This is a genomic window from Actinomadura sp. SCN-SB (assembly GCF_043906805.1).
Classification (GTDB): domain Bacteria; phylum Actinomycetota; class Actinomycetes; order Streptosporangiales; family Streptosporangiaceae; genus Spirillospora.
Window position 1 is genome coordinate 1 of sequence record NZ_JBIMPP010000040.1, and the last position, 25,211, is coordinate 25,211.

The 25,211-nt window shown below is 71.6% G+C and carries 26 protein-coding genes and 1 pseudogene; 14 read left to right on the forward strand and 13 right to left on the reverse strand.

Annotated features, from left to right (window positions below; genetic code table 11):
• Nucleotides 1-342, forward strand: a pseudogene (locus ACGWYJ_RS23935) (alanyl-tRNA editing protein); the annotation flags it as partial.
• On the opposite strand, the gene ACGWYJ_RS23940 reads toward ACGWYJ_RS23935, so the two are convergent.
• Nucleotides 332-973 carry a TetR/AcrR family transcriptional regulator gene (locus ACGWYJ_RS23940; RefSeq protein ID WP_395108554.1) on the reverse strand — a complete coding sequence of 214 codons (642 nt, stop codon included), beginning with the start codon at nt 971-973 and terminating at the stop codon, nt 332-334. The pseudogene ACGWYJ_RS23935 and the gene ACGWYJ_RS23940 overlap by 11 nt on opposite strands.
• A 71-nt stretch (nt 974-1,044) precedes the next feature.
• Between ACGWYJ_RS23940 and ACGWYJ_RS23945 the strand changes: the two genes are divergently transcribed.
• Entirely contained in the window at nt 1,045-3,435 is a 2,391-nt protein-coding gene (locus tag ACGWYJ_RS23945) for an MMPL family transporter (RefSeq protein ID WP_395108556.1), read from the forward strand.
• Here the strand turns inward: ACGWYJ_RS23945 and ACGWYJ_RS23950 are convergent.
• Nucleotides 3,333-3,854 (reverse strand): helix-turn-helix domain-containing protein, encoded by a 522-nt coding sequence (locus ACGWYJ_RS23950; RefSeq protein ID WP_395108558.1) that lies wholly within the window; start codon nt 3,852-3,854, stop codon nt 3,333-3,335. The genes ACGWYJ_RS23945 and ACGWYJ_RS23950 overlap by 103 nt on opposite strands.
• A gap of 65 nt (nt 3,855-3,919) precedes the next feature.
• On the opposite strand from ACGWYJ_RS23950, the gene ACGWYJ_RS23955 reads away from it, so the two are divergent.
• From ACGWYJ_RS23955 to ACGWYJ_RS23965, 3 genes are all read left to right on the forward strand, one after another.
• Nucleotides 3,920-4,807 (forward strand): hypothetical protein, encoded by an 888-nt coding sequence (locus ACGWYJ_RS23955; RefSeq protein ID WP_395108559.1) that lies wholly within the window; start codon nt 3,920-3,922, stop codon nt 4,805-4,807.
• Nucleotides 4,808-4,933: 126 nt separating this feature from the next.
• On the forward strand, nt 4,934-5,593 hold the full coding sequence (locus ACGWYJ_RS23960; protein WP_395108560.1) for a nitroreductase family protein: 660 nt from the start codon (nt 4,934-4,936) through the stop codon (nt 5,591-5,593).
• The gene (locus tag ACGWYJ_RS23965; RefSeq protein WP_395108562.1) at nt 5,590-6,594 is read left to right on the forward strand and encodes an isopenicillin N synthase family dioxygenase; all 1,005 of its coding nucleotides are present in this window, start codon (nt 5,590-5,592) and stop codon (nt 6,592-6,594) included. The genes ACGWYJ_RS23960 and ACGWYJ_RS23965 overlap by 4 nt, the downstream gene beginning before the upstream one ends.
• Here the strand turns inward: ACGWYJ_RS23965 and ACGWYJ_RS23970 are convergent.
• On the reverse strand, nt 6,554-7,672 hold the full coding sequence (locus ACGWYJ_RS23970; RefSeq protein ID WP_395108564.1) for a GDSL-type esterase/lipase family protein: 1,119 nt from the start codon (nt 7,670-7,672) through the stop codon (nt 6,554-6,556). The genes ACGWYJ_RS23965 and ACGWYJ_RS23970 overlap by 41 nt on opposite strands.
• A gap of 108 nt (nt 7,673-7,780) precedes the next feature.
• On the opposite strand from ACGWYJ_RS23970, the gene ACGWYJ_RS23975 reads away from it, so the two are divergent.
• Nucleotides 7,781-8,251: a MarR family winged helix-turn-helix transcriptional regulator gene (locus ACGWYJ_RS23975; RefSeq protein ID WP_395108566.1), complete on the forward strand. Its 471-nt coding sequence runs from the start codon at nt 7,781-7,783 to the stop codon at nt 8,249-8,251.
• On the opposite strand, the gene ACGWYJ_RS23980 is transcribed toward ACGWYJ_RS23975, so the two are convergent.
• Nucleotides 8,248-9,576, reverse strand: coding sequence for an NAD(P)/FAD-dependent oxidoreductase (locus ACGWYJ_RS23980; RefSeq protein WP_395108567.1), 1,329 nt, complete (start codon nt 9,574-9,576; stop codon nt 8,248-8,250). The two genes, ACGWYJ_RS23975 and ACGWYJ_RS23980, sit on opposite strands and share 4 nt — an antisense overlap.
• Nucleotides 9,577-9,685: 109 nt before the next feature.
• Between ACGWYJ_RS23980 and ACGWYJ_RS23985 the strand changes: the two genes are divergently transcribed.
• Nucleotides 9,686-10,168 (forward strand): hypothetical protein, encoded by a 483-nt coding sequence (locus ACGWYJ_RS23985; protein ID WP_395108568.1) that lies wholly within the window; start codon nt 9,686-9,688, stop codon nt 10,166-10,168.
• A 4-nt stretch (nt 10,169-10,172) separates the two neighbouring features.
• Here ACGWYJ_RS23985 and ACGWYJ_RS23990 read toward each other — a convergent pair whose 3' ends face one another.
• Together ACGWYJ_RS23990 and ACGWYJ_RS23995 are read right to left on the reverse strand one after the other, a co-directional pair.
• Nucleotides 10,173-11,078, reverse strand: a complete 906-nt coding sequence (locus ACGWYJ_RS23990; protein WP_395108569.1) for a cytochrome d ubiquinol oxidase subunit II — start codon at nt 11,076-11,078, stop codon at nt 10,173-10,175.
• Nucleotides 11,075-12,472: a cytochrome ubiquinol oxidase subunit I gene (locus tag ACGWYJ_RS23995; protein ID WP_395108571.1), complete on the reverse strand. Its 1,398-nt coding sequence runs from the start codon at nt 12,470-12,472 to the stop codon at nt 11,075-11,077. Before ACGWYJ_RS23995 ends, ACGWYJ_RS23990 begins: the two co-directional genes overlap by 4 nt.
• Before the next feature lie 91 nt (nt 12,473-12,563).
• Between ACGWYJ_RS23995 and ACGWYJ_RS24000 the strand changes: the two genes are divergently transcribed.
• From ACGWYJ_RS24000 to ACGWYJ_RS24015, 4 genes are all read left to right on the forward strand, one after another.
• Nucleotides 12,564-12,980: a BlaI/MecI/CopY family transcriptional regulator gene (locus tag ACGWYJ_RS24000; protein WP_395108573.1), complete on the forward strand. Its 417-nt coding sequence runs from the start codon at nt 12,564-12,566 to the stop codon at nt 12,978-12,980.
• Nucleotides 12,977-13,888, forward strand: coding sequence for a M56 family metallopeptidase (locus ACGWYJ_RS24005; RefSeq protein ID WP_395108575.1), 912 nt, complete (start codon nt 12,977-12,979; stop codon nt 13,886-13,888). The genes ACGWYJ_RS24000 and ACGWYJ_RS24005 overlap by 4 nt, the downstream gene beginning before the upstream one ends.
• Before the next feature lie 7 nt (nt 13,889-13,895).
• Nucleotides 13,896-15,263 (forward strand): GH1 family beta-glucosidase, encoded by a 1,368-nt coding sequence (locus tag ACGWYJ_RS24010; protein WP_395108577.1) that lies wholly within the window; start codon nt 13,896-13,898, stop codon nt 15,261-15,263.
• A 79-nt stretch (nt 15,264-15,342) separates the two neighbouring features.
• On the forward strand, nt 15,343-16,599 hold the full coding sequence (locus tag ACGWYJ_RS24015; RefSeq protein ID WP_395108579.1) for an MFS transporter: 1,257 nt from the start codon (nt 15,343-15,345) through the stop codon (nt 16,597-16,599).
• On the opposite strand, the gene ACGWYJ_RS24020 is transcribed toward ACGWYJ_RS24015, so the two are convergent.
• Together ACGWYJ_RS24020 and ACGWYJ_RS24025 are read right to left on the reverse strand one after the other, a co-directional pair.
• Nucleotides 16,541-18,049, reverse strand: coding sequence for an MFS transporter (locus tag ACGWYJ_RS24020; protein WP_395108580.1), 1,509 nt, complete (start codon nt 18,047-18,049; stop codon nt 16,541-16,543). The two genes, ACGWYJ_RS24015 and ACGWYJ_RS24020, sit on opposite strands and share 59 nt — an antisense overlap.
• 88 nt (nt 18,050-18,137) lie before the next feature.
• The gene (locus ACGWYJ_RS24025) at nt 18,138-18,638 is read right to left on the reverse strand and encodes a MarR family winged helix-turn-helix transcriptional regulator (protein ID WP_395108582.1); all 501 of its coding nucleotides are present in this window, start codon (nt 18,636-18,638) and stop codon (nt 18,138-18,140) included.
• Nucleotides 18,639-18,883: 245 nt separating this feature from the next.
• Between ACGWYJ_RS24025 and trpS the strand changes: the two genes are divergently transcribed.
• Nucleotides 18,884-19,870 (forward strand): tryptophan--tRNA ligase, encoded by a 987-nt coding sequence (gene trpS, locus ACGWYJ_RS24030; protein ID WP_395108584.1) that lies wholly within the window; start codon nt 18,884-18,886, stop codon nt 19,868-19,870.
• Here the strand turns inward: trpS and ACGWYJ_RS24035 are convergent.
• Both ACGWYJ_RS24035 and ACGWYJ_RS24040 read right to left on the reverse strand, forming a co-directional pair.
• The gene (locus ACGWYJ_RS24035; RefSeq protein WP_395108586.1) at nt 19,860-20,477 is read right to left on the reverse strand and encodes a TetR/AcrR family transcriptional regulator; all 618 of its coding nucleotides are present in this window, start codon (nt 20,475-20,477) and stop codon (nt 19,860-19,862) included. The two genes, trpS and ACGWYJ_RS24035, sit on opposite strands and share 11 nt — an antisense overlap.
• A gap of 25 nt (nt 20,478-20,502) precedes the next feature.
• Complete coding sequence (locus ACGWYJ_RS24040; RefSeq protein ID WP_395108588.1) at nt 20,503-21,327, reverse strand: class I SAM-dependent methyltransferase; 825 nt, start codon at nt 21,325-21,327, stop codon at nt 20,503-20,505.
• Between the two features lie 123 nt (nt 21,328-21,450).
• Here ACGWYJ_RS24040 and ACGWYJ_RS24045 point away from each other — a divergent pair, with 123 nt between their 5' ends.
• The gene (locus ACGWYJ_RS24045; protein ID WP_395108639.1) at nt 21,451-22,206 is read left to right on the forward strand and encodes a dioxygenase; all 756 of its coding nucleotides are present in this window, start codon (nt 21,451-21,453) and stop codon (nt 22,204-22,206) included.
• Between the two features lie 4 nt (nt 22,207-22,210).
• On the opposite strand, the gene ACGWYJ_RS24050 is transcribed toward ACGWYJ_RS24045, so the two are convergent.
• Nucleotides 22,211-23,089, reverse strand: a complete 879-nt coding sequence (locus ACGWYJ_RS24050) for an NAD-dependent epimerase/dehydratase family protein (RefSeq protein WP_395108590.1) — start codon at nt 23,087-23,089, stop codon at nt 22,211-22,213.
• Between the two features lie 290 nt (nt 23,090-23,379).
• Between ACGWYJ_RS24050 and ACGWYJ_RS24055 the strand changes: the two genes are divergently transcribed.
• Nucleotides 23,380-23,889 (forward strand): O-acetyl-ADP-ribose deacetylase, encoded by a 510-nt coding sequence (locus ACGWYJ_RS24055; protein ID WP_395108592.1) that lies wholly within the window; start codon nt 23,380-23,382, stop codon nt 23,887-23,889.
• Here ACGWYJ_RS24055 and ACGWYJ_RS24060 read toward each other — a convergent pair.
• Complete coding sequence (locus ACGWYJ_RS24060; RefSeq protein ID WP_395108594.1) at nt 23,886-24,335, reverse strand: universal stress protein; 450 nt, start codon at nt 24,333-24,335, stop codon at nt 23,886-23,888. The two genes, ACGWYJ_RS24055 and ACGWYJ_RS24060, sit on opposite strands and share 4 nt — an antisense overlap.
• A gap of 56 nt (nt 24,336-24,391) precedes the next feature.
• Entirely contained in the window at nt 24,392-25,180 is a 789-nt protein-coding gene (locus ACGWYJ_RS24065; protein ID WP_395108596.1) for a TIGR03084 family metal-binding protein, read from the reverse strand.
• Nucleotides 25,181-25,211: the final 31 nt, after the last annotated feature.

A 25,211-nucleotide genomic window follows, 5' to 3' on the forward strand; every position in this document is an offset into this window, starting at 1 on the left:
CTTACCGCCCGTATGGACTTCGATCTGCGTGAGGTGCCGCCCGGCTTCAAGCAGGCCGTCGAGGACGCGTGCAACAAGGAGATCGAGGCGGACCGGCGGATCGAGATCAGGACGCTGCCGCGCGCGGAGGCGTTCGAGATCCCCGACATCGTCCGCACCGCGACCAACCTGGTGCCGCCCGAGGTCCAGGACGTGCGGATCGTCGACATCGTCGGCCTCGACACCCAGGCCGACGGCGGCACCCATGTGGCGTCCACCCGGCAGATCGGTCACATCACGGTGGCCAAGGTGGAGAACAAGGGCCGCGGGTTCCGCCGTCTGAGAATCAAGATCACGGACTGATCCGCGGCTCGGTGAGCGCGGCGACCGAGCCGAGGCCGTTCTCGACGATGGCCATGGCGCGGTCGAGGGCCGCGCTCATCGACAGCGGGTCGTAGCCGTGCTTGCGGCAGTGCATGATGACCGCCTGCATGCCGCCGATCGCGATCCCGGACGCGGCGACCGCGTCGATCTCGTCGATGTCCGGGCACAGCTCGCGCAGCCGGCTCTCGATCTCCTCCTGCACGTCCATCAGCCGCTGGAGCGCCCGCGCCCGCAGCCCGGGGCGTTCCGTCACCAGGCGCACCTGGACGGCGCCGTACTCGCCCTGCCCGGTCACCAGCGCCTCGATGATGCCGACGATGCCGCGCCGCATGGTCTCCAGCGGGGCCTCGCCGGGCACGCGGCGGCTCAGCCGCTCGGCGACCTCCTCCAGCCGGTCGTCGATCTCGGCGAAGACCACGTCCTCCTTGCTGGGGAAGTAGCCGAAGAAGGTGCGGGGTGAGACGTCGGCCGCCGCGGCGATGTCGGCGATCGTGGTCTCCTCGTAGCCCCGTTCCGCGAACAGCTTGAGCGCGGCCGTGGCGAGCGCGGCACGGGTCCGCCTCTTCTTGCGGGCGCGCAGTCCCGTGGACGGCTCGCTGGCGTGACGCATATCACGAATATTACCACAACTGCAAAGTTGCATCGGTTGCAGAATTTCGGTCGTTGTGTTGTCCTTCCGGTATGGGGGGATTCCTGGAGAGGCTGGGCCGCTTGTGCGCGCGCAGGCGCACCGGGGTCTTCGCGGTCTGGGCCGTCCTCATGCTGGCCACCGGTGTGATCGGGACGGTGCACGGCGGCGTGTTCGTCCAGCAGAGCACCCTGCCCGGCACCGAGACGCAGCGCGCCATCGACACCCTCCGCGAGGACTTCCCCGCCCTCACCGGCCCCACCGCCACCGTGGTGTTCCACTCGACCCCGAAGGCCGCCTCCGGTGACTGGCGGGTCGCGCTGGCCGTCGGCGAGTCGATCGAGAACATCACCGCCCTCGACCGGGTCGCGTTCGCCGAGAACCCCTACGCCACCGGCATGGGCGGGCTGCGGAGCCACGACGTGGTGGCCATCCGGGTCCATCTCACCGGCGACATGGGCGATGTCGGCCAAGCCGACCTCGACGCGCTCAACCGGGCCGTGGAGCCCGCCCGGATGGCCGGGCTGGAGGTGAAGTTCGGCGGCATCACCGCGATGCTGCTCAACCAGCCGCGCGGCGGCCCGCAGGAGGCGGCCGGGATCGCGCTGGCCATGGTCGTGCTGCTGCTCGCGTTCGGCTCGTACCTGGCGGCGGGCATCCCCATTCTGGTGTCCCTGTGCGGGATGGTGGTCGCGTACTCGATCGTCCACTACTCGGCGTCGCTGTTCGAGGTGCACCCGACCGCGCCGATGGTCGCCGCGATGCTCGGCATCGGCGCCGGGATCGACTACGCGCTGTTCATCGTCACCCGCTACCGGCAGCAGCTCGCCGCCGGCGACGACGTGGAGACCGCGATCGGACGCGCCATGGCCCGCTCCGGGCACGCCGTGGTGTTCGCGGGCGGGACGGTGGTCTTCGCGATCTTCGGCCTGTTCCTGTCGGGCATCGCGTTCATCGCCCGCATCGGCCTGGCCTCCGCCGTCGCCGTCGGGATCATGGTGGTGGCAGCGCTGACCCTGCTGCCCGCCGTTCTCGGCGCCATCGGCACCCGCATCGACCGCTACCGGCTGCCCCGCGTCCGTCCCGAACGGAGCGCGGCCCGCTGGGAACGCTGGGGCCGGCATGTGGACCGCCGCGCCTGGCCGTACGCCATCATCGCGACGCTCGTCCTGCTCGGCCTCGCCATTCCCACCCTCAGCCTGCGCTTCGGCGTGATGGCCGACAGCATGGCCTCCCCGCGCATGGAGTCACGCCAGGCGTACGACGCGGTGGCACAGGAGTTCGGCGCGGGGCACTACAGCCCCTTCGTGATCGTCGCCAAGGTCCCCGGAAAGCCCCAGCGGGTCAAGCCGCCCAAGCCGCCCGCACAGCCGACCCCGAAGCCCAGCCCTCCCGGCGTCGAAGGGCTGGCCGGGCTCACCGGCCCCCCGCCCACCCCCAAGCCGTCCACGAGCACCCGCATCAAGGGCGCCCCGGACCTCACCAAGAAGCCCGACCGCCGGGCCACCCTCCTCGCCCAGGACCTCCAGCGGCGCGTCGCCGAGGTACGGGGCGTGGCGCATGTGGGGGAGCCCGTCATCGTCGGCACCACGGCCACCCTCCAGGTCATCCCGGAAGGCGCACCGCACGACCAGGCCACCACCGACCTGGTGCACCGGCTGCGCGACGTTGAGATCCCGGCCGTCCGTTCCGCGCACCCCGGCTCCGTTCTCTACCTCGGCGGCGAGAACCCCGCGATCATCGACATGGCCGACACCGTGGGGGACCGCATGCTCACCGTGGTCGTCACGGTCGTCGGCGTCGCCCTCCTGCTCCTGGTCGTCGCGTTCCGCTCGATCCTCGTGCCGATCAAGGCCGCGCTGATGAACCTGCTGTCCATCGGCGCCTCGTTCGGCGTGGTCACCGCCGTCTTCCAGTGGGGCTGGGGCATCCGGCTACTGGGCGTGGACCAGGCCATCCCGATCATGTCGTTCGTCCCCCTCTTCATGTTCGCCCTGGTCTTCGGCCTCTCCATGGACTACGAGGTGTTCCTGCTCTCCCGGATCAAGGAGGAGTACGAGCGCACCGGCGACCCGCACGGCAGCGTCGTCACCGGCATCGCCGCCACCGCCCGCCTCATCACCTCGGCCGCCCTCATCATGATCTTCGTGTTCCTGGGCTTCGTCCCCCAGCCCGACCCCACCATCAAGATGATGGCCCTCGGCCTCGCCGTGGCCGTCGCCCTGGACGCCACCATCGTCCGCCTGGTCCTCGTCCCCGCCCTGATGAGCCTCCTCGGCCACGCCAACTGGTGGTTCCCCGGCCGCAAACGCCCGACCACCCAACGCAACCTGGCCGCGCCTCAGCGCGGAACGCCGTCTGGCGCAGAGGGCATCAGCACACCGGACGAGATGCGCGACCAGACCCACTTGCCGCAGGGGCGCGTCCGCTCCACACCGCACTGAGCGGACAACGCCCGGACGATCGGCAAGGCAGGAAGCAGGGCCGCCAGCTCCGAGTAGCGGTCCGAGGAGAACAGAGGCATGGCCGAGGCGAGCGACCGGGCCACGCCCTCTACCGTGGGCTCCTCCGCGACCTCGTCCCGGGGCAACCCGTGCAGCGCTTTCCGCACGTCACGCCATTGCTCCGCATGAACGTCCGACGGGTCCTCCACCTCGGAACGTTCGATCAGCTCGGAGGTCGGGATCTTGAGAGCCGAAGCGAACCTGCGCAGCGTCTCGACCCGGGTGTCCTGCCGTTCCCCCTGTTCGAGCTTCCGGACCAGGGACAGGGACACCCCGGCGAGCCCGGCGAGTTCGCGTTGAGTGATCCCGCGCCGTTTGCGCCATTCCCGCAAACGCCGCCCAACGTTCCGAGCGCTCACAACCCCAGGCTATGCCCGGGGCTCCGGCGTATCGCAGGTATGGGTATCCGAGGTCTCGCGCGGGAGTGCCGTCTGGCAAGTCGTCGCTCTATCAGGACGCCGAGTACGTCACCACTGTCGCTGACTCGCCGGCTCGTAACCGGTACGAGCTGGGCGGCGTGCCACTGGCGGTCGCCGCTGTGGGCCACATCGCACGTGTGGAGAAAGTGCTCAACGGGTCGGGTGACGTAACCCTCCAGCGTGCGGCCTCGGCTCTTGTTAACCAGGCGGCGCTGGTGCTTTATGACGCAGGCAAGCCGGCCGCTGCCGACCAGGCCGACGCTCTTTCCCTGGAATTCGCCGTACGTGCCAAGGATCCCGAAGGGCAAGCCCGAGCGTACGAGGGGCTCAGTCGGATCAGCCTTTACCGTGGTGACTTCGCCCGAGCCGTCTCCTATGCAGAAAAAGGGCTCAAGGTCCAGGGCGCGTCCAACAGCCGGCGCGCGTCGCTGTACATGCGGTTGGGCCGGTCGCTGGCTCACGTTCCCGCGCAACAGCATGCTTCGCGTTCCGCGCTCGATCAGGCCCGTTCCGTGGGTGGCCTTTCCCCGTTCGGTGAGGCCGCTCTGATCGGGGACGTCGGCATCGGTCTTGGCCACCTTCGCGCCTACCGCGAGGCCGGAACGCTCCTTAGTAAGGCGGCCGAGCAGATCGGTCAGTGGTCGCCTCTTTTCCAGGCCCAGTATTTGGGACGGCAGATCCAGACGTCGTTTCGAGCCTCAGATCCCGCGTTCGCGGCCGATCGCATGACGGAACTGGCGCGGGCGCTTCCCTTCGTCGCCTCGGCCAGGGTGAACAGCCGGGTCACTGAGATCCTGAGCACGTCCCGGAAGTGGGAGCGAGTGCCGGAGGGCCGCGAGGCACGCGAGCAACTACGGTCCGTCGTTCCCGAAGGCCCGTCCACGGTGAAGTAGGCCAACTCGACGTTGGCTGTGCTCCGAGCTGGCCGGTCACATCGACGCGATCGCAGCCGGACACGGGGCCGAGCCGGTCTAGAGCCGCGCATCAAGGGAGGCGCGGCCAAGCGGTGGTGGTGCACCATGGGGATCATGGTGACTCTTTCGCTTGGGCCCGATGAGCTGCTGACGACCACGCGTACGGTGCGGAAGCGGCTGGATCTCGGGCGGCCGGTGCCCATTGAGCTGGTGCGTGAGTGCGTGGAGATCGCGGTGCAGGCGCCGTCGGGCAGCAACACGCAGGGGTGGCACTGGGTCGTGGTCACTGACCCTGAGAAGCGGGCGGCGATCGGGGAGTACTACCGGCGCTCGTTCACGGCGTACGCGAAGTCCAGGGCGTTCGCCGGAAGACTCTACGAGGGCGACCGGGGGCGTGCTGAGGTGCAGCGGCGCGTTGGTAGCAGTGCGTCGTACCTGGCCGAGCACATGGGGGAGGTGCCGGTCCTGCTGATTGCGTGCATTGAGGTGCCCAACGGCAAGCTGCCCGAAGGTAACCAGGCGGGTCTGTGGGGGTCACTGCTGCCTGCGGTGTGGAGCTATGCCCTGGCGGCGCGGGCGCGTGGGCTTGGTACCGCTTGGACGACCCTGCACCTGGCGTACGAGAAAGAGGTGGCGGCGCTGCTCGGGCTGCCTCCGGAGGTGCGGCAGGGGGTGCTCATGCCGACCGCGTACTACACCGGTGATTCGTTCAAGCCCGCGCCGCGTGTTCCACTGGACGACGTTCTGCATCTGGATACCTGGTGACCGCGGTACCGGTGGTCGATGTCGGGCCGCTGGTGAACGGCGGGGCGAGGATCGAGGTCGCGCGTGAGATCGAGGTCGCTTGTCGTGAAAGCGGGTTCTTCTACGTCGCGGGGCATGGGATTCCCGGTGAGCTGATCGCTCGGCTCTCCGACGCGAGCCGCCGGTTCTTTCGGTTGCCGCTCGTGGAGAAGATGGAGATCTCCATGGAGCGGAGCGGGCGGGCCTGGCGCGGGTTCTTCCCGGTCGGCGCGGAGCTCACGTCCGGGCGTCCCGATCTCAAGGAGGGCATCTATTTCGGGACGGAACCGCCCGATGACGATCCGCGGGCCGGCACGCCGCTTCATGGGCGGAATCTCTTCCCGAGACAGGTCCCGGAGTTGCGTGATGCCGTCCTGGAGTACCTGGATCGGATGGCCCGGCTGGGGCAGACGGTCCTGGGTGGTGTGGCCTTGAGTTTGGGTCTTCCCGAGGACTATTTCGCGGCGGGTTGCACGGCCGATCCCACCGTGCTGTTCCGGGTGTTCCACTATCCGCCGTCCGAGCCCGGGTCGCAGGAGTGGGGTGTGGGGGAGCACACCGACTACGGCCTGCTCACGTTGCTCGCTCAGGACGAGGTGGGCGGTTTGGAGGTCCGGGTGCGGGACGAGTGGATCGCGGCTCCGCCGATCCCCGGCACGCTGGTCTGCAATATCGGGGACATGCTCGACAAGCTCACCGGCGGCCACTACCTGTCCACCCCGCATCGGGTCCGCAACACCAGCGGCCGGGACCGGCTTTCCCTGCCGTTCTTCTTCGACCCGGGCTGGGACGCCGAGGTGCCGCCGCTCCCGTCCCGCGAGAACGCCGATGCCCGGCGCCCTCGCTGGGACGGGCAGGACCTTCGGGCGTTCAGCGGCACCTACGGCGACTACCTCCTCGGCAAGGTCGCCAAGGTGTTCCCCCAATTGGGGGCGGATGTCCTCACCGAAGATCGGCCACCGTCAGGAACGCCTCCGCCATGACGCGGGCTCCCTCGTCGTTGAGGTGCATGCCGTCCCCGCTGTCGAAGTCGGGACGAATGAAGTCGGGATCGTCCGGGTTCTCGACGGCCCGCGCGACGTCGGCGACCGCGTCGAAGGCGCCGCCGGTCCGGATCCACTCGTTGACGCGCCGCCGTGCCGCCAGGCCCTCGGGGGTGCTGACCCCCTCGTAGATCGCTCCGGCGTACGGCCCCATCGTGGCGGCGGTCACCGTCAGACCGGCGTCGCGGGCGCGGCGGGCCAGTTCGGTGAAGCCGGCGATCAGGTCCTCCGCGCGGGCGGGCGGTAGCCCGGCCATGCCCGGCAGCGCCAGGTCGTTGACGCCGAGATGCAGCAGGACGTGGGTCACGCCCGGCACCGAGAGGACGTCACGGTCGAACCGCGCCAGGGCGTGCTGCCCGACCTCGTCGGTCAGCAGCCGGTTCCCGGAGATCCCCTGGTTGACGACCCGGTCGCGGCTCAGCTTCTCGTTCAGCACGTCCACCGAGCGCCGGTTCGCGCCGACCGTGGTGCCGACCCCCTCGAACCACGAGTCACCGAACGCGACGGCGATCCGGGGCGTGTCGCTCGCCAGGACGTCCACGCCGCTGACGTAGTACCGTCCCTCGACCTGCTCGGCTCCGGGCAGGGCGGGCGCCGCGACCTGGTCCTCGCCGGTGATGTAGGCGGTTTCGAGGGCGAACACCGCGTAACTGGCGAGGCCGGTCTCGCCCGGCAGGAACAGGCTCAGCGCCAGATCGGTCCCCTCGGGCACGGCCAGGTCGACCGGGTCGCTGGTCAGCTCCTCGCCCGCCGGGACCGTCACCCGCGCCGCTCCGCCGAACAGCACCTCCCGGGAGGTCTCCGGGACGATCTCCTCGGCCGCCTTGCGCACCGCGACCCGTGCGCTCCCGATCACCAGCGGCCGCCGCCCGTATCGGTTGGACAGCCGCACCTTCAGCCGTTCACCGCCGCTCGCGAGGTGCAGCACCTGCCGTACGGTCTGGTCGCCGAAGGCGCGCGGCTCGGCGAGCTTGACCTCTTCGTACGGGCTGACCAGCGCGGATCGGAAACCTGCCACCCATCCCATCGTCATCACCTTCGTTGCCGTGAGGAATAATGCTTACGCATGTATCTATAACTAACTCTTCCTCGTGTCAACTATCAGCGCATCAACTACGCTGGGTGTGTGAGCGAGCTCGTCGACGATTACCGAGTGACGACCATGGGCCTGCTGTTCGAGGCGCACCTCGGCCTGGTCGGCAAGCTGGAGCCCACCTGGAAGCGCGCCGGGTTGTCAGGGCTCGACCTCAACGCCCTGCTGCGGCTGAGCCGTTCCCCTGGACGCAGGCTGCGCATGAACGACCTGGCCACGCAGATCAAGCTGTCCACCAGCGGCGTGACGCGCCTGGTGGACCGGCTGGAACGCGGGGGACTGGTCGTCCGCGAGTCCAGCCGGGACGACAGGCGCAGCACGTTCGCGGTGCTGACCCCGAAGGGCGCCGAGCGGCTGGACGAGGTTCTGCCCGGCTACATCGCCGCGATCGAGCGGTGGTTCATCTCCCTGCTCGACCCCGGGCAGCTTGAGGCGCTCACCGCCGGCCTGCGCATCATCCGGGACGCCACCAACCCGGAGGCCACCGCGCGCACCCCCGACTAGGGCGCGTGCGGGTGGTCGGGCGTACCGGAGGTGAGCGGGACGGCGTGCCCGCGCACCAGGCCGAGCTGGACGATCTGCCGGGAGAGCAGGGCGTCCAGCAGCCAGTCCGAGGCGGTGCGGACCCGGTTGCGAGGCAGCGAGAAGAGGTGGTAGCCGCGGGTCACGGCCTTGGCGGCGATGCCGGACAACGGGACGCCCAGCGGGTTCGCGGCCGCCTTGACACCGCCGAGGTCCACGACGAAGCCCAGGTCGTGGTGCTTGTACGGGCGGCGTGTACCCCGCCCGTGGGCGGCGGCGATGTTGCGTGCCACGTGGGTGCCCTGCCGTTCGGCGTGCTGGGCGGTCATCGCGGTCACCTCGCCGGGCCGGGTCAGGTCGGGCGCCGCCGCGGCGTCGCCGCACGCGGAGATCTCCGGGTGGCCGGGCACGGTCAGGTACTCGTCGACGACGAGCCTGCCCTTCGTCATCGGCAGCCCCATCGTCTCGATCAGCGGGTCGGGACGGACGCCGACGCACCAGATCAGCGTCCGCGTGGGCACGAACTCCCCGTCGGACAGCCGCACCCCTTCGGGGGTGGCCTCCTCGACGGTGGTCTCCATCCGGACCTCCACGCCACGGTCGGCCAGCACGTGCGCGGCGGTACGGGACAGCCGCGGGTCGAGCTCGGGCAGCACGCGGGGCGCGACGTCGACGAGGATCCACCGGATCGGCTGGGTGCGCAGGCCGGGCCGGCGCCGCGCGGTCTGCCGGGTGAACAGCTCGCCGGCGGCGGCCACCTCGGTGCCGGTGTAGCCCGCGCCGACCACGACGAACGTGCAGCGGGCGGTCCGCTCGGCGGCGTCGTCGGCGGTGTCGGCCAGTTCGAGCTGCCGCACCATGTGGTCCCGGAGGTACAACGCCTCGGCGATGCTGCGGAACCCGTGCGCGTACTCGGCCACTCCGGGGATCGGCAGCAGCTTGTTGACGCTGCCCGCGGCCATCACCAGCCGGTCGTAGCGCACGGTGTCCGGGTTGCCCTCGGGATCGACCACGTGCACGGTCCGGGCCTCGATGTCGATCCGGTCGGCCGTCCCGAGCTGGAGCCGGACGCCGCGGCAGGTCGTCGTGAGCGGCACCGCCACCCGGCGCGGTTCGAGGATGCCCGCCGCCACCTCGGGCAGCAGCGGCAGGTAGAGGAAGTAGTCGGTCGGATTGATCAGGGTGATGTCGGCGGCGCCCTTGAGCAGCCGGCCCAGCCCCCGTGCGGCGTGGAACCCGGCGAACCCGGCGCCGACGATGACGATGTGCTCGCGCCCGACCGGCATGATGATCCCCCCTCCGGCCATGATCGCACGTCAGCGCGCGAATGGCGGGGTACGCCACGGTCGCATGGTGCCGCCGGGGCGATTCACGCGTCATATTGTTATGCGCACCAAATCGCGCAAATATGCGCCGTTGGCCGTTCTGCTCGCCTGCCCGTTGCTGACCGCCTGCACGCCGCCGAACGCCGGTGTCACCGGCATGACGCTGGACGCGCAGGGACGCCCGACCGCGGTGGTGGCCTGGTGTCCCGGCAAGGCACCGGACACGATCATCATCTCGGACGTTGACGACGGCGACCTGGATTCGGACCGGACCATCATCCTCGAAGCTCCGGGCAAGTTCCCCGGGCGCACCATCCAGGTGCCGGTCACCGACCCGCCCGCGGGATGGAGGGCCACGCCCCCCTCGCCCTCGCTCGACCCCAACCTCGTCTACAGTGCCTACGCCCCGGTCACCGGCAGCGACTACACCGCCCGCGGCCCGAGATTCTCGCTGGCGAGGCTGCGCGGGAACGGCCAGATCCTGCAGCAGGAGTACGACGAGAAGACCGACCGGGACGTGGACATCTACATCGGGATGGACGAGCTGGTCCGCAGGGCCAACGAGTACTGCTGAGCCGTCATGGCCTCCGTGCGGCCGTGTCGCCGGGCCCGCGCTGGAACAGGACGTAGAGCCACACCATCGACGGCACGAGGATCACCGCGCCCACGCCGAGTGCCGCGAAGACCAGTTCCAGGACCGCGTCCTGCGCGACCGTGGATTCCAGGTCGAGCCCCGCCATCTCGGCGGCGCCCCAGAGGACGGCGACGACGGCCAGCGCGCCCGTCGCCCGTACGGCGAGGTACGAGCGCCGGACCAGCAGCGCCAGGGAGACGGTGCCCGCGATGACCGAAAGGAGCAGGAGCGGGGAGTGGACGCCATAGGCCACGGCGCCCGGTATGGCGAGCACCCCCACCACCACCCCCGAGATCAAGGCGTAGCCGCGGAAGCGCAGCGAGAGGGACCGGCTGCCCAGCCGCAGCGCGTCCCAGATCAGGTAAACGGCCGCCAGGTAGGCGCACAGGGCGGTGGTCAGGATGCCCCCGTACACGCCGGACGGGCTGAGCCAGGACGTGGAGCCGGTGGCGATGGTGGCGGCGACGGCGCCCAGGCAGTAGGGCGTGACGACGGAGGACAGCCCGAACGTCCAGGCGTACGAGCCCCGGTCAGGGGCGGTCTTGCCGAAGACGAAGGTGCTGCCGCGGGCGACGATGCCCAGGGCCGCCAGCGACAGCGGGACCCAGTGCGCGCTCATCACCTCGGCGAACACGGGCGGGAACGCCGTCCACGTCATCACCATCACGAAGATCAGCCAGACGTGGTTGGCCTCCCAGAGCGGGCCCATCGCGTGCTCGACCACCTCCTTCTCGGCGCGGCGGCGGGCGATCAGGTGCCAGAGGCCGGCGCCGAAGTCGGCGCCGCCGAACAGCAGGTACGCGGACAGCCCGAGCAGGATCAGGCTCAGGGCGATGTCACCGTGGCTCATACCGGGCTCCCTACGCGGGGTTCGTCCATGACGGGGACGGGACGGTGGCGGCGGCGCAGGCGGCGCAGCACGCTGATGGTGGCGATGGCGAGGACGGCGTAGACGACCAGCACGACGTAGAGGCCGAAGCGCAGCCCGGGGTTGGGGTTGACGGCCTCTTCGGTGCGCATCACCCCGTACACGATCCATGGCTGTCGGCCGACCTCGGTGGTGGTCCAGCCGGCCTCCATGGCGATCGCGGCGGCGACGCCGGCGCACGCGGCGAGCCGCAGGAACCAGGGGTGCCAGGGCAGGTCCGCGCCGCGGCGGCGGCGCAGCCACCAGGACAGCGCCCACCAGGCGGCGAGCGCCAGCAGCGCCACCCCGAGCGCGATCATGATCTCGAAGGACGTCCTGACCACCTCGCCGGGCGGGCGCGCGCCGGCGGGGAAGGAGTCGAGGCCGCGCAGCGTGGCGTGCGGGTCGAGGGTCAGCATGAAGGAGAGCGCGTTCGGGATCTCGAACACCGCGAACCGGAACGGCGCCCCCGCCTGGGTGTGCTCGACGCCCTCCATGGCGGCGAACTTGATCGGCTGGTTCTCGTGGACGAACCGGACGGCCCAGTCGCCGGCCAGCACCTGGAGCGGCGCGCACACCGCGCCCAGCGAGAACGGGATGGCGAACCCGATCCGGTGGTACCGGTCGACCCGCCCGGCCCGGTGGTCGCGCAGCAGGGCCACCGCGTACACGGACGCGACGATGAACCCGCAGACCATGAGCGAGGCCAGGACCAGGTGGACGGCCTGGACGGGCGTGGCCGGGTTGACCATCGCCGCGAGCGGGTCCACATCGGTCACCCGGCCGTCGACCAGCCGGAATCCGCGCGGCTGGTTCATCCAGGAGTTCACGGTGACGACGAAGGACGCCGACAGCAGCCCCGCGATCACCACGGGGATCCCGGTGGCGAAGTGGGCGCGGGGCGACAGCCGGTCCCAGCCGTACAGGTAGATCCCCATGAAGATCGCCTCGATGAAGAAGGCGATGCCCTCCAGGGCGAACGCGGTGCCGAAGACCTGCCCGTAGGTGTCCATGAACCCGGGCCACAGGGTGCCCATCTCGAACGACAGGACGGTGCCCGACACGGCGCCGACCGCGAACAGCACCCCGGCGGCCTTCATCCACCGCCGGGCCAGCTCGGCGTAGACGGGGTCGCCGGTGCGGAGCGACCGCCATTCGGCCAGCAGCGTGATCGCCGGGAGACCGATCCCGATGGAGGCCAGGATGATGTGGAAGCCGAGGGTGAACGCCATCTGCTGGCGCGCCGCCATGAAGTCGGCGGGGGACGCGGCGCCGGGCGCCTCGCGCACGGCGTCAAGGGCGCCGAGGACGTCGGGGACGAGAGCGACACTGCTCATACGACTCAGCGTAGTACTACAAGTCGTAGTACTAAAGCTCACGTACTACCCGCCGTGGTGACATTCCTCTCGATCGCATACCCTGGTCGCCGTGAGGGGTCTGGGAGAGCTTGAACGCACGGTCATGGAGGTCCTCTGGGCACGGGAGGACGCCGGTGCCGGGCCCGCCACGGCGCGCGACGTCAGCCGGGCGCTGGCGAACGACCGCGACCTGGCGCACACCACCGTGATGACCGTCCTCGACCGCCTGGCCAAGAAGGACTTCCTGGAGCGCGAGCGGGACGGCCGGGCCTGGCGGTACCGCCCGGTGGCCAGCCGTGAGCGCTACATCACCGAGCTGATGCTGGGCGCGCTGGACGAGACCGGTGACCGGGACGCCGCCCTGGCCCACTTCGTCAGGTCGGTCTCCGAGGACGAGGCCGACGTGATCCGCAAGGCCCTCGCCGCCCTCGACGGGGGCCAGGGCGCCCGCACCGAGACCGCCTCCGGCAAGGAGCCACCGGCATGACCGCCGCCGCCCTGCTCGCTCTGATCTCTCTCGGGACCATCGGCGGGGCGCACCTGCTCTCGCAGGCCCGGTGGACGTGGCACGCGCCCCGCACCGGGATCCTTCTGTGGCAGGCGCTCGGGCTGGGCTGGGGTGTCGCCACCATCGGGGCGCTGCTCAGCGTCGCCCTCCTCCCGTACGGCCAGGGCATCGTCCAGGGCATGCCCGCGCTGCTCGGCGACCGGGGCGCGCGGCTCGGTCCCGTGCATGTCGCGGCGCTGCTGGCCGCCGTGAGCCTCGCCGCCGTCCTGCTGGTCATGCTCGGGTACGCGATCATCCGCGTGGTGCGGGCGCGGCGCAGGCATCGGGCGCTGCTGGCGCTGGTGTCGCGCAGCGACGCGTCCGTGCCGCACGGCACGCTCGTGCTCGACCACCCGGAGGCCGCCGCGTACTGCGTGCCCGGGGTGCGCTCGTCCAAGGTCGTCGTCAGCGCCGGGACGCTCGCGCTGCTCGACCAGGCCGAGCTGGCCGCCGTGCTGGCGCACGAGCGGGCGCACGCGCGCGAGCGGCACGACCTGGTGCTGCTGCCGTTCGCCTCGCTGCGCCAGGTGTTCCCGCAGATCCGGCTGGTGGGCCGCTGCCTGGACGCGGTCGAGCTGCTGATCGAGATGGCCGCCGACGACCGGGCCCGCAGGCACCGTCCGTCCCGCGAGCTGGCCACGGCGCTGCTGCGGTTCGCCGCGGCGCGTCCCGCCGCGGCCCCGTCCGGAACGCTCGGCGTCGCCGACGCGGGCGGCTTCCCGGTGATGGCGCGGGTCAACCGGCTGCTCGATCCGATGCCGGTCGGCCGGTACACGCGGTGCGCGGCGACGACCGCCATCCCGCTCGTGGGCGTGGTGCCGCTGCTGCTCTACGCGCTCCCGCACTGAGGCATCGGTGCCGCCGGACTTCCCCGGGGACTTCCTCTGGGGCGTCTCCACCTCCGCCTTCCAGATCGAGGGCGCCCTGGACGAGGACGGCAGGGGCCCGTCCTCCTGGGACGCCTTCACCGCCGAGCCCGGACGCATCAAGGATGGCACGGACGCCCGGATCGCCACCGGCCACTACCACCGCTACCGCGAAGACGTCGCGCTCATGGCCGACCTGGGCGTCGGCGCGTACCGCTTCTCGATCGCCTGGCCCCGCGTCGTCCCGGACGGAAGGGGCACGGTCAACCCGCTCGGTCTCGACTTCTACGACCGCCTGGTGGACGAGCTGTGCGCCGCCGGGATCGCGCCCGTCCCGACCCTGTTCCATTGGGACACCCCGCTGCTCCTCGAAGAGGAGGAGGGCGGTTGGCGTGCCCGTTCGATCACCGGCCGCTTCGCCGACTACGTGTCCGCCGTCGCGGACCGCCTCGGCGACCGCGTCACCCGCTGGATCACGATCAACGAGCCGGCCGAGTTCACCCTGCTCGGCCACGGTATCGGCGAGCACGCGCCCGGCCACGAACTGCTCTTCGACGCGCTTCCGGTCGCCCATCACCAGCTTCTCGCCCACGGCCGCGCCGCGCAGGCGCTCCGCGCCGCCGGCGACGAGCACCGGATCGGCGTCGCGATGTCCCACACCCCCGTCTGGACGGCGGGCGGGACCGCCGACGACCAGGCCGCCGCCGATCTCTACGACACCCTGATGAACCGGCTGTTCGCCGACCCGATCCTCACCGGGCGCTACCCGGACGGGTTCGCCGAGGCCATGCCGGGCCCGGTCGAGGACGACCTGAAGGCCATCTGCGCGCCGCTCGACTTCTACGGCGTGAACTACTACAACCCCAGCCTCGTCGGGGCGCCGCGGCCGGGCGAGCCCGACCCGTACTCGGGCATCGCGCTGCCCCCCGATCTGCCGTTCGCCCTCCACGACATCGAGGGCTACCCGCGTACGGCGTTCGGCTGGCCGGTCGTGCCGGACGGCCTGCGCGAGCTGCTGGTCGCCCTGCGCGACCGGTACGGGGAGGCCCTGCCGCCGATCGTCATCACCGAGAACGGCTGCTCCTGCGACGACGCCCCCGACGGTGAGGGACGGGTCGCGGACCCCGACCGCATCGCCTACCTTGACGGGCACCTGCGCGCCCTGCGCGAGGCCATGGACGCGGGCGTGGACGTGCGCGGCTACTTCGTCTGGTCCCTGCTCGACAACTTCGAATGGGCCGAGGGGCACCGGCAGCGCTTCGGGCTCGTCCACGTCGACTACGCCACCCTGCGCCGCACTCCCAAGGATTCCTTCGCCTGGTACAAGGAGCTCCTCGGCCGGGAAAAGGCCCGGTGAGCGCGCGGTTCCCCGGACGTCCCGCTACTCTGACCTCCGTCGCCAACGCGGAACCCCTCATATCGGCCGGAGGCGCCCCATGACCGCACGGGACCGGCGGGCACGGCTTTCGGCCTACGCCGCCTTCGCCATCCAGGGCCTGTGCTTCGCCACGCTGGTCACGCGGGTGCCGCAGGTCCAGGACGCGCACGGCATCGGCGACGCGCTGCTCGCCCTCGTGCTGCTGCTCGTCCCGGTGATCGCCGGGGTGGGCAGCGTCGTGGCCGGATCCCTGTTCGCGCGCTTCGGCAGCGGTCCGGTCCTGCGGGTGGCGCAGCCGGCGGTGTGCGTCGCGATGGTCCTGGTCGGGTCCACCGGCGGCCATCTGGCTCCGCTGTTCGTGGCCACGGCGCTGTTCGGGACGTTCGTCGGCGCCGTGGACGCGGCGATGAACGCGCAGGCGGTCGCGGTCGAGCGCCGCCACGGGATGAGCCTGCTCACCGGTTTCTACGCGGTGTGGAGCGTCGCCGGCATCCTCGGCGGGCTGTGGGTGGCGCTGGCCAACCGCCTGGACCTGGGGCTGTTCAGCGGCTTCGTGGTCCCCGCCGCGCTGGGCGTGCTGGTCTCGCTCGTCACCGGACCCGGGCTGTTCCGCAAGGACGAGGAGGGGACGGCGCCCAGCGCCGAGGAGCTGAAGGCTGCGGCCAGGAGGGTGCCCTGGCGTCCCGTGCTGATCGTGGGCGTCGCGCTGGGCGTGTTCTACCTGGCCGACTCGGTCGTCTCCAACTACAGCGCCAAGTTCCTCCAGGACGAGCTGCGCGCCAGCGACTTCGCGGCCCCGCTGGGCTACGTGGCGTACCAGGTGGCGATGGTGGTGACGCGGGCCGCCGCCGACTTCGGCGTCAGGCGGTACGGCGCGGTCCTGGTCATCCGGCTCGGCGGCGCGGTGGGGCTGGCCGGGATGGTGCTCGTCGTGATCGCGCCCGGACCGGTCACCGCGATCGCGGCGTTCGCGGTGGCGGGGCTGGGGCTCAGCGTCGTCGCCCCGGTGGCGTTCTCGGCGGCGGGACGGGTGGACCCGACGGGGCTGGGCGTCGCGGTCGCGCGGCTCAACGTCTTCAACTACGTGGGCTTCGTGCTGGGCGCGGCCATCGCGGGCGCGCTCGCCTCGTCCGGGCTCCGGCTGGTGTTCCTCGTCCCGGCGGTGCTGGTGGTGACCATCGTCGTGGTCGCGAACGGCTTCGCGCCGCGGCCCGTGACGGCCACCGCGGCGCGAGGCGAGGAGGACGGGAAGGCCCTCACGCCCCCGGCGCTCCCTGAGGCAGATCCCGAGCCGCCCCGGGCGCCTCACGCGTGACGGGCGTCCCGGCGCCGCCCCGGCGCCGCAGGACGAGCAGCGTGATGAGGAAGGCGGTGGCCAGCAGCCCCGCGCCGATGCCGAACGCCAGGTGGAAGCCGCCGGTCAGCGCCTCGGGCTCGGCGCGTCCCGCGTCCAGCAGATGCCTGGTGCGGGACGCGGCGAGCGTGGACAGCACCGCGACGCCCAGCGCCATCCCGATCTGCTGGGTGGTGTTGAACAGGCCGGAGGCCAGCCCCGCGTCGTCCTCCCCGGCGCCCGACATCCCCAGCGAGGTCACCGCGGGAAGAACGAGCCCGGCGCCGCCCGCCAGCAGGAACGACGGCAGCAGGTGGACGGGGTAGGAGGCGTCCACCGGGGCCCGGGTCAGCAGGAGCAGCAGGAGGGCCAGCAGCGCCAGCCCGGTCAGCAGCATGGCGCGCTCGCCGAACCGGGCGTTGAGCCGGGCCGAGAGCCCGAGCGAGATCGCTCCGATCAGCACCGCGGCGGGGAGCATGGCCAGCCCCGTCCGGGCGGCCCCGTACCCGAGGACCTGCTGCATGTAGAGCGCGACGACCACCTGGAACGCGAACATCCCGGCGATCGCCAGCATCTGGACGATGTTGCCGCCCACGACGGCGCGGGAGCGCAGGATCCGCAGCGGCATCAGCGGGGTGCGCGCGGTGGCCTGCCGGACGAAGAAGCCGGCCAGCAGCGCGAGGGCGAGGGCGCCCAGTCCCAGCGTGTGCGCGGAGACCCAGCCGTGCTCCTCCGCCTTGACCACCGTGTAGATGCCGAGCATCAACCCGGAGGTGACCAGGACCGCGCCGGCGACGTCCGCTCCGGCGGGCAGGCCCAGACCGCGGTCGGAGGCGAGGACGGGCAGCGCGACGGCGATCGACGCGAGCCCGATCGGCAGGTTGATGAGGAAGATCCAGTGCCAGTCCAGCAGGTCGGTGAGGACGCCGCCGAGCACCTGGCCGATGGAGGCGCCGGCGGCGCCGGTGAAGGCGAAGACCCCGATGGCCTTGGCCCGCTCGCGTGAATCGGGGAACAGTGTCACCAGGATGCCGAGGCTGACGGACGAGGCCATCGCGCTGCCCACGCCTTGCAGGAACCGGGCGGCGATCAGCGCGCCGGGCGTGGTGGCGGCCCCGGCCAGCAGCGAGGCCAGCGTGAACACGGCGGTGCCCGCGACGAACATCCGCTTGCGGCCGATCAGGTCGCCCAGCCGCCCCGCGAGCAGCAGCAGCCCGCCGAAGGCGATCAGGTAGGCGTTGACGACCCAGCTCAGCCCGGCCCGGGTGAAGCCCAGGTCCTCCTGGATGGCGGGCATCGCCACGGTGACGATGCTGCCGTCCAGGATCACCATCAGGGCGCCGGTCGCGAGCACTCCCAGCGCGATCCAGCGGGACGGATCGGGCCCCCAAGAGGAGGACGGAGACGAGGGCGAGGACATGGCCGCTCCCATGCGTTCGACGACAACAGGAGAGACGGTAGCAGATAGTTCCGTTACAGACTATCTACTGCTGATTCACTCGCCTTGGTCATCACCCCGCTCAGGTGGTGCGCTGGCGGGCCCTCCGCACCGGCTGCGGGCACTCGACGGGTTCCGCGAGCAGCCCGGTGGCCAGGCGGTTCAGCGCCCGCAGCAGCACCTCGCCCTCGTCGCCCGGCAGCGCGTCCAGTACCTCGCGGTGCACCCGGTCGACGATCTCCGTGCTGCGGGCGGCGATCTCGGCGCCGCTCTCGGTCACCGCGATGATCCGCGCCCGGCGGTCCGTGCTGGACGAACGGCGCTCGGCGTATCCCGCCTTCTCCAGGGCGTCCACCGTGACGACCATCGTGGTCTTGTCCATGTCGGCGATCTCGGCGAGCTGGATCTGGGTGCGCTCCTCCTCCAGCGCGTGCACGAGCACGCAGTGCATGCGCGGGGTGAGGCCGATCTCGGCCAGCGCCGCGGTCATCCGGGTCCGCAGGACACGGCTGGTGTGGTCGAGCAGGAACGACAGGTCCGGCTGGGTGCGGGAGGGCGCGGCGGTGGGAGTGGTCGTGGCCATGCCCTCAGCCTACAACTTCGTCCCGTAAGAGATAATCCATCGCTTTCCCTATTTGGCGCGGCGCACGCTCGGTTACCCTGGAGTCATGCAGCGACACGCGCGCCTCGGCTGGTGGCCGTCCTAGGACGGCCATCCGACCACGCGCGACCAGCGACTTCCAGGGCCGTCCCTCCGGACGGCCCTTCGCCTTTCCTCGGGACGGGCGGCCACCGGCGGGCGGCCCTCCGGCATCACGAGGAGAGCCCATGCCCCCGACCGTCCCCAACGTCCTGACCGGCGACCGCCCGACCGGGCCCCTGCACCTGGGCCACTACTTCGGCTCGCTGGCCAACCGCGTCCGCCTCCAGCGCGAGGGCGCCGACCTGTTCGTCCTGATCGCCGACTACCAGGTGCTCACCGACCGGGACGTGGCCGAGCGCCTGACCGAGTACACCGAGGGCCTGGTCGCCGACTACCTGGCCGCCGGCATCGACCCCGGCCGGGTCACGATCTTCCAGCACTCGGCGGTGCCGGCGCTGAACCAGCTCATGCTGCCGTTCCTGGCCCTGGTGTCGGTCGCCGAGCTGTCCCGCAACCCCACGGTCAAGGAGGAGATCGCCGCCTCCCGGCAGGCCGCGGTCAGCGGCCTGATGTTCACCTATCCCGTGCACCAGGCGGCCGACATCCTGTTCTGCAAGGCCGACCTGGTGCCCGTGGGCAAGGACCAGCTACCGCACCAGGAGATCACCCGGACCATCGCCCGCCGCTTCAACGAGCGGTACGGGCCGGTCTTCCCCGTCCCCGAGGCGCTGCTGTCGGACACCCCCGTCCTGCTCGGCCTGGACGGTCGCCGGAAGATGAGCAAGAGCCGCGGCAACGCCGTCCCGCTCGCCGCCGGCCCGGACGAGACCGCCAGGCTGATCAGGCGTGCCAGGACCGACGCCGACCGGCGCATCACCTACGAGCCGGAGACCCGTCCCGAGGTGTCCAACCTGGTGCGGATCGCCGCGCTCTGCCAGGACCGCGACCCGCGCGCGATCGCGGAGGAGGTCGGCGACGGCGGCGCCGCCGCGCTGAAGAAGGTGGTGACCGAATCGGTGAACGAGTTCCTGCGGCCCATCCGGGCCCGCCGCTCCGAGCTCGGCCGCGACCTGCCGCGCGAGGTGCTCAAGCGGGGGAACGAGCGCGCCAACGCCGTCGCCGACCGGACCCTCGCGCAGGTGCGCGAGGCGATGGGGACGGTCAGCCCTTGATCCCGTCGAGCAGCACCTCGACCAGGGCGTCCACGTCCGGCCCCGGAGCGGCGGGGGCCTGGCCCGAAGGGGCGAACAGCACCGTCAGCACCGCCTCGTGGCACACGCCGACGATCATCGTGGCGGCGGCCTCGACCCGGGCGCCGGGCGCGAGCCTGCCCAGCCCGCGCTCGGCGCGCAGGTAGCCGAGCAGCCGGTCGCGCCAGTCCTCGCCCGGGACGCCCGAGGCGGCGAACCTGGCCATCACCTCCGGCCGTCCCACCATGCCCGCCATCGCGGGCAGGATTCCCCGGTGCAGCGCGAGACCGTAGGTGATGTGCGCGCGCAGGTTCTCCTCGAGAGTGCCGGTGCCGGGCTCGGGCAGCGGGTGCAGTCCCGCCTCGACCGACCGGACGTGGGCCCGCAGCGCCAGGCCCAGCAGTTCCTCCTTGTCGGCGAAGTGGTTGTAGAGCACCCCGTCGGCGACGCCCGCCTCCCGGGCGATCGCCCGCACGGTGAGGCCCGCCGTCCCGCCCTCGGCGATCATGCGTTCGGCGGTGGCGATCAGGTGCTCGCGCAGCGTCCGTCCCGTCCCGTCCCGCAGTGCCGCGGCTCGTCTCGGTGACATGAACCCGAATCGTACGCAGCGCCGCCTACCGGCGAGCGGTCACCAGCCAGCCGGTGCCCTTGGTCACGACGCCTGCGGGACGCTCGAACCGCTCCACCGCCTGTCCCAGAGCCGCGCGCGCCTTCTCCGCGGCGGCCGGTTCGATGAGGCCCAGGTTGTACTGGATCGGACCCCAGCCGGCGAGGAAGGCGGTCGCGTCCCGGGCGTCCCGGCCCCAGTGCTGGTCGGTCTCGACGCGGGTGGACGTCACGTCCAGGAACCCGGCGGCCTCCAGCACCTCCCGGATGCGCTCAGGATCGGAGAAGGAGAGCGGGCCATGGCCGTCCGGCCCGGTCGGCGGCGGCAGGAACTCGCTCATCGCCGCGAGGAGCGTTCCGAGGTCGGTGTCCTTCAGCGAGGTCATGCAGACGAAGGCCAGCCGTCCGTCCGCGGCCAGCGCCCGCCGGACGTTGCGGAACGCCGCCACCGGATCCGCGAAGAACATGATCCCGAAGCGGCTGACCGCCACCTCGAACCCGCCGGCGGGGAACGGGTGGACCTGCGCGTCGCCCTGCTCGAACGACACGTTCTCCACGCCCTCGGCCGCGGCGCGCTCCCGGGCGCGGGCGAGCATCGGCGCGGACAGGTCGATGCCCGTCGCCGACCGTGCCCGCCGTGCGGCGACCCGTGTCAGCTGGCCGTTGCCGCAGCCGAGGTCGAGCACCCGGTCCCCTTCGCCGATCCGTGCCGCGTCCAGGATGAACGGGTTGAACCCGGCGTTGACGGCGTCGTACCGCTCGTAGTGCTCGGCCCAGTGCCGCCCCTCGTAGCCGTTCCACGCCTCGGCCTGGCTCTCGTTCACGATCCTCATGGTGGCCCTCCATTGTGAACACTTGTTCATGAACGTATGTTCATAATGAGGGCCGGACGGGCGCCGGTCAAGGGGGCATGGGAAGTGTTTGAACCATCAACTAATCTGAGAGGCGTGTCGCGTATGCCCGTGCTCTACCTCAGCCATGGCGCCCCGCCCCTCGCCGACGACGCCGTGTGGGCGGGACAGCTCGCACGCTGGTCGGCCGGGCTGCCCAGGCCCGAGTCGATCCTGATGGTGTCCGCGCACTGGGAGGAGGCGCCGATCAGCGTCTCCGCCACCCGTCCGGTGCCCCTCGTGTACGACTTCTGGGGCTTCGAGCGCCGCTACTACGAGGTCCGCTACGACGCCCCCGCCGCTCCCGGCCTGGCCGAGGACGTCCGCAAGCTCGTCCCGGACGTCCGCCAGGACCAGGACCGGGGCCTGGACCGCGGCGCGTACGTCCCGCTGGTCGAGATGTACCCCGAAGCGGACATCCCCGTCCTGCAACTGTCGATGCCGACGCTGGAGCCCGAACGGCTCTTCGAGCTGGGCCGCCGCCTGGCGCCGCTGCGCGACCGCGGCGTGCTGATCATCGGCAGCGGGTTCACCACGCACAACCTGCGGGAGATGCGTCCCGGAACCGACGCGCCACCGCCCGCCTGGTCGGCCGAGTTCGACGAGTGGACCGACCGCGCCGTCCGGGACGGGGACGTGGACGCGCTGCTGGACTTCCAGGCCAAGGCCCCCGCCGCCCGGATCGCGCACCCGCGCACCGAGCACTTCGCCCCGCTGTTCGTCGCGCTCGGCGCCGCCGACGCGGGCGGCGACGGCGAGCGGAGGGCCGTCATCGACGGCTACTGGTACGGCCTCGCCAAGCGATCGTTCCAGTTCTCCTGAGCACTCAGGACCTGGACGACCGGCCGCGCCCGCCGGCGTGATCGGAACGGTGCATGTCGGCGAAACCGGTGCGCCAGGACGGCACCTGCGGCTTCCAGCCCAGGCCGAGCGCCTTCGCGTTGGACACCGGGCGTCCCGTCGCGGCCGCGTGCCGACCGGCCTCGCCCGGCGTGGGCGCGCCCAGCGCGGCGCTGTAGACCGGAAGCCAGTCGGCGGTGGTGGCGGGCTCGTCGTCGACGATGTTGACCGGGCCCGACGGCCAGTCCAGCGCGGCCAGCGCCGCGGACGCCGCGTCGTCGACATGGACGAACGAGGTCCACGAGGAGGAAGGCCGCAGGCTGCCCGCGCGGACGCGCTGGGCGATCGCGCCGTCCGGGGCGTACCAGGTGCCGGGGCCGTACAGCGCTCCATAACGCAGCACCACGCCGCGCGGCATCTCGGCGACGGCCTCCTCCAGAGCGGTGACCCCCTTGTACGGAGGCAGCTTCGGGTCCAGCGGGTCGGTCTCCACGGCGGGCTCCTCGCCCGGCTCGTACAGCCAGGCGATGCTCTGCGCGATCATCAGCTCGGTACCCGCCTCGCGCGCCGCGTCCACCAGGTTCCGCGTCCCGGTGATGCGCAGGCGGGAGTTGGCCGCGAAGTCCTCGTCGGACAGATCGGTCAGCTGGTGGATGATCGCGTCCGGCCGCTCGGCCGTCACCGCCTCGCGCACCGCCGCCTCGTCCAGCATGTCGACGATGACCGGCTTGGCCTTCTGGTCGGCCAGGGCCTTGGCGCGCTCCGGGCGGCGGGTGGTCCCTGCGACCTCGTGACCCGCGCGCACCAGCAACGGCACCAGCCTGCGTCCCACAACGCCGGTCGCCCCGGCGACGAGAATCTTCAAGGGGGGTACCTCCACGCATCAACACCCGGTCGTCCCGACGGCAGCTTAGGCAGACTCACGCCGCAGGTCATAGCCGGACCAGTGAATCGGACCCCGAACGTGCGTCCCCCCAGGACCACTGACCGTGGTCGAAATCCCCGAGCCGTCAACGAACGGGAGCCGCCGACCACGCATGAGCGTACCGCTGTTCGCTCGTGCAGGATGTGACGAGAGCAACACAGTCGGGATGAGGGCAGAGCACGATACGCGCTCGATACGCGCTCGACCGTTCGGGTGACAGGAGACGGGCTATGCGGATCAGTCTGGTCCAAGGGGACATCACCGAACAGCAGGTGGACGCGATCGTCAACGCCGCGAACTCCTCGCTGCTCGGCGGGGGCGGGGTGGACGGCGCCATCCACCGCAAGGGCGGCCCGGAGATCCTGGAGGACTGCCGCAGGCTGCGCGCGTCCCATTACGGCGGCGGCCTGCCCACGGGGCAGGCGGTGGCGACCACGGCGGGACGGCTGCCCGCCCGATGGGTGATCCACACCGTCGGCCCGGTCTACTCCGCCTCGGAGGACCGTTCGGACCAGCTCGCCTCCTGCTACCGGGAGTCGCTGCGGGTGGCCGACGAGCTCGGGGTCGAGACGATCGCCTTCCCCGCCGTCTCGGCCGGCATCTACGGCTGGCCGCTGGACGACGCGGCGCGGATCGCGGTGGGCGCCGTGCGGGCCGCCCAGACCAAGGTCGGCGACGCGCGTTTCGTGCTGTTCACGCCGGATGTCCTCGCGGCGTTCGAGAAGGCGCTGGAGCGCTAGCCGGCCGAGGGATGCGGGACGATCAGCACGGGCCGGTCCGCGTGGTGCAGGACGCGGTCGGACACGCTGCCCAGCAGCACCGACTTCACGCCCGACAGGCCCCGTGACCCGGTCACGATCAACGTGGCGTCCAGCTCGCGCGCGACGTCCACGATCGTCGCCCAGACCGGTCCGGCGCCGCGCTCGGCGCGCGGCCGGGCGTCGGGTAGGCCCGCGTCCAGGGCCAGCCTGGCGCCCTCTCCGGCGATCCGTTCGGCCTCCCGCTCCTCGGCCCACGTCTCGCCCGATAGCGGCATCGGCTCGGCCGTGGGCGGCCAGGCCGTCTGTGTCAGCAGCGGCTCCCAGACCGTGAGCACCACGGCGGGTTCGGGACGGATCCGGGCCCCGGCGTAGGCGATGGCCGCCCGCGCGTCTTCGGAGCCGTCGAAGGCGATCAGCATGGTCATATCGGGGACATGTCCGTGCCAACCCGTCCCAAACCGAGCGTCCTGCGGAGCGAGGCTCAGAATCGTTCACCCGCGGGCGGACGGCCGGGGCCGGGCGGGCCGGCGAACGCCTGGGCGAGGTCGAGCCACCGGTCCGCGTCGGGCCCGGTGGCGGTGAGGGCCAGGTCGGCGCGGTTGCGGCGCTGCGTGACGAGCAGGCAGAAGTCCAGCGCGGGCCCGGACACCGACTGCGCCGCGTCCTCGGGGCCCCAGGCCCACGTCCCGCCGTCCGGAGCGGTGAGGACGACCCGGAACTCCACGGACGGCGGCTCCAGACCACGGATTCGGTAGGAGAAATCGCGGGTCCGCACGCCGATGTGGGCGACGTGGCGCAGGCGGGCGGTCGGTTCGCGTACGGCGCCCAGCGCGTCCGCCACGTCCTGGCCGTGCGCCCAGGTCTCCATGAGGCGCGCGGTGGCCATGGACGCGGGCTTCATTGGCGGGCCGAACCACGGCAGGCGCGTCCCCCCGGGCACCGCGGCCAGGGCGTCGGTCATCGCGCTCCGTCCCGCGCGCCAGCGTTCCAGCAGCGCGGCGGGTGGTTCGCCGGTGCCTTCGGCGGCCCCCGCCTCCACCTGGCCGTCGGGGTCCTCGATCGCCTTGGCCAGCACCTTCTCGAACCCGGACGGGTCGGTGGCGGCCAGGATCGCCTGCCGGTCCGTCCAGGCGAGGTGGGAGATCTGGTGGGCGATCGTCCAGCCCTCGGCGGGGGTCGGGACGGTCAGGTCGGAAAGCGGGGCGACCAGCGCGTCCAGCGCCTCGCCCTCGTCCGTCAGGTCGGTCAGCAGGCTGCTCAGCTCGGGCATCAGACCAGGATGTCGTGTTGTGTCGTCAATG

Bases quoted from the DNA above. Each gene is read 5' to 3' on its own strand.
- ACGWYJ_RS23940 (WP_395108554.1), bottom strand. From the start codon at position 973: ATGCGTCACGCCAGCGAGCCGTCCACGGGACTGCGCGCCCGCAAGAAG.
- ACGWYJ_RS23945 (WP_395108556.1), top strand. From the start codon at position 1,045: ATGGGGGGATTCCTGGAGAGGCTGGGCCGCTTGTGCGCGCGCAGGCGC.
- ACGWYJ_RS23960 (WP_395108560.1), top strand. From the start codon at position 4,934: ATGGGGATCATGGTGACTCTTTCGCTTGGGCCCGATGAGCTGCTGACG.
- ACGWYJ_RS23980 (WP_395108567.1), bottom strand. From the start codon at position 9,576: ATGGCCGGAGGGGGGATCATCATGCCGGTCGGGCGCGAGCACATCGTC.
- ACGWYJ_RS23990 (WP_395108569.1), bottom strand. From the start codon at position 11,078: ATGAGCCACGGTGACATCGCCCTGAGCCTGATCCTGCTCGGGCTGTCC.
- ACGWYJ_RS23995 (WP_395108571.1), bottom strand. From the start codon at position 12,472: ATGAGCAGTGTCGCTCTCGTCCCCGACGTCCTCGGCGCCCTTGACGCC.
- ACGWYJ_RS24005 (WP_395108575.1), top strand. From the start codon at position 12,977: ATGACCGCCGCCGCCCTGCTCGCTCTGATCTCTCTCGGGACCATCGGC.
- ACGWYJ_RS24015 (WP_395108579.1), top strand. From the start codon at position 15,343: ATGACCGCACGGGACCGGCGGGCACGGCTTTCGGCCTACGCCGCCTTC.
- ACGWYJ_RS24020 (WP_395108580.1), bottom strand. From the start codon at position 18,049: ATGGGAGCGGCCATGTCCTCGCCCTCGTCTCCGTCCTCCTCTTGGGGG.
- ACGWYJ_RS24025 (WP_395108582.1), bottom strand. From the start codon at position 18,638: ATGGCCACGACCACTCCCACCGCCGCGCCCTCCCGCACCCAGCCGGAC.
- trpS (WP_395108584.1), top strand. From the start codon at position 18,884: ATGCCCCCGACCGTCCCCAACGTCCTGACCGGCGACCGCCCGACCGGG.
- ACGWYJ_RS24035 (WP_395108586.1), bottom strand. From the start codon at position 20,477: ATGTCACCGAGACGAGCCGCGGCACTGCGGGACGGGACGGGACGGACG.
- ACGWYJ_RS24040 (WP_395108588.1), bottom strand. From the start codon at position 21,327: ATGAGGATCGTGAACGAGAGCCAGGCCGAGGCGTGGAACGGCTACGAG.
- ACGWYJ_RS24045 (WP_395108639.1), top strand. From the start codon at position 21,451: ATGCCCGTGCTCTACCTCAGCCATGGCGCCCCGCCCCTCGCCGACGAC.
- ACGWYJ_RS24055 (WP_395108592.1), top strand. From the start codon at position 23,380: ATGCGGATCAGTCTGGTCCAAGGGGACATCACCGAACAGCAGGTGGAC.
- ACGWYJ_RS24060 (WP_395108594.1), bottom strand. From the start codon at position 24,335: ATGACCATGCTGATCGCCTTCGACGGCTCCGAAGACGCGCGGGCGGCC.
- ACGWYJ_RS24065 (WP_395108596.1), bottom strand. From the start codon at position 25,180: ATGCCCGAGCTGAGCAGCCTGCTGACCGACCTGACGGACGAGGGCGAG.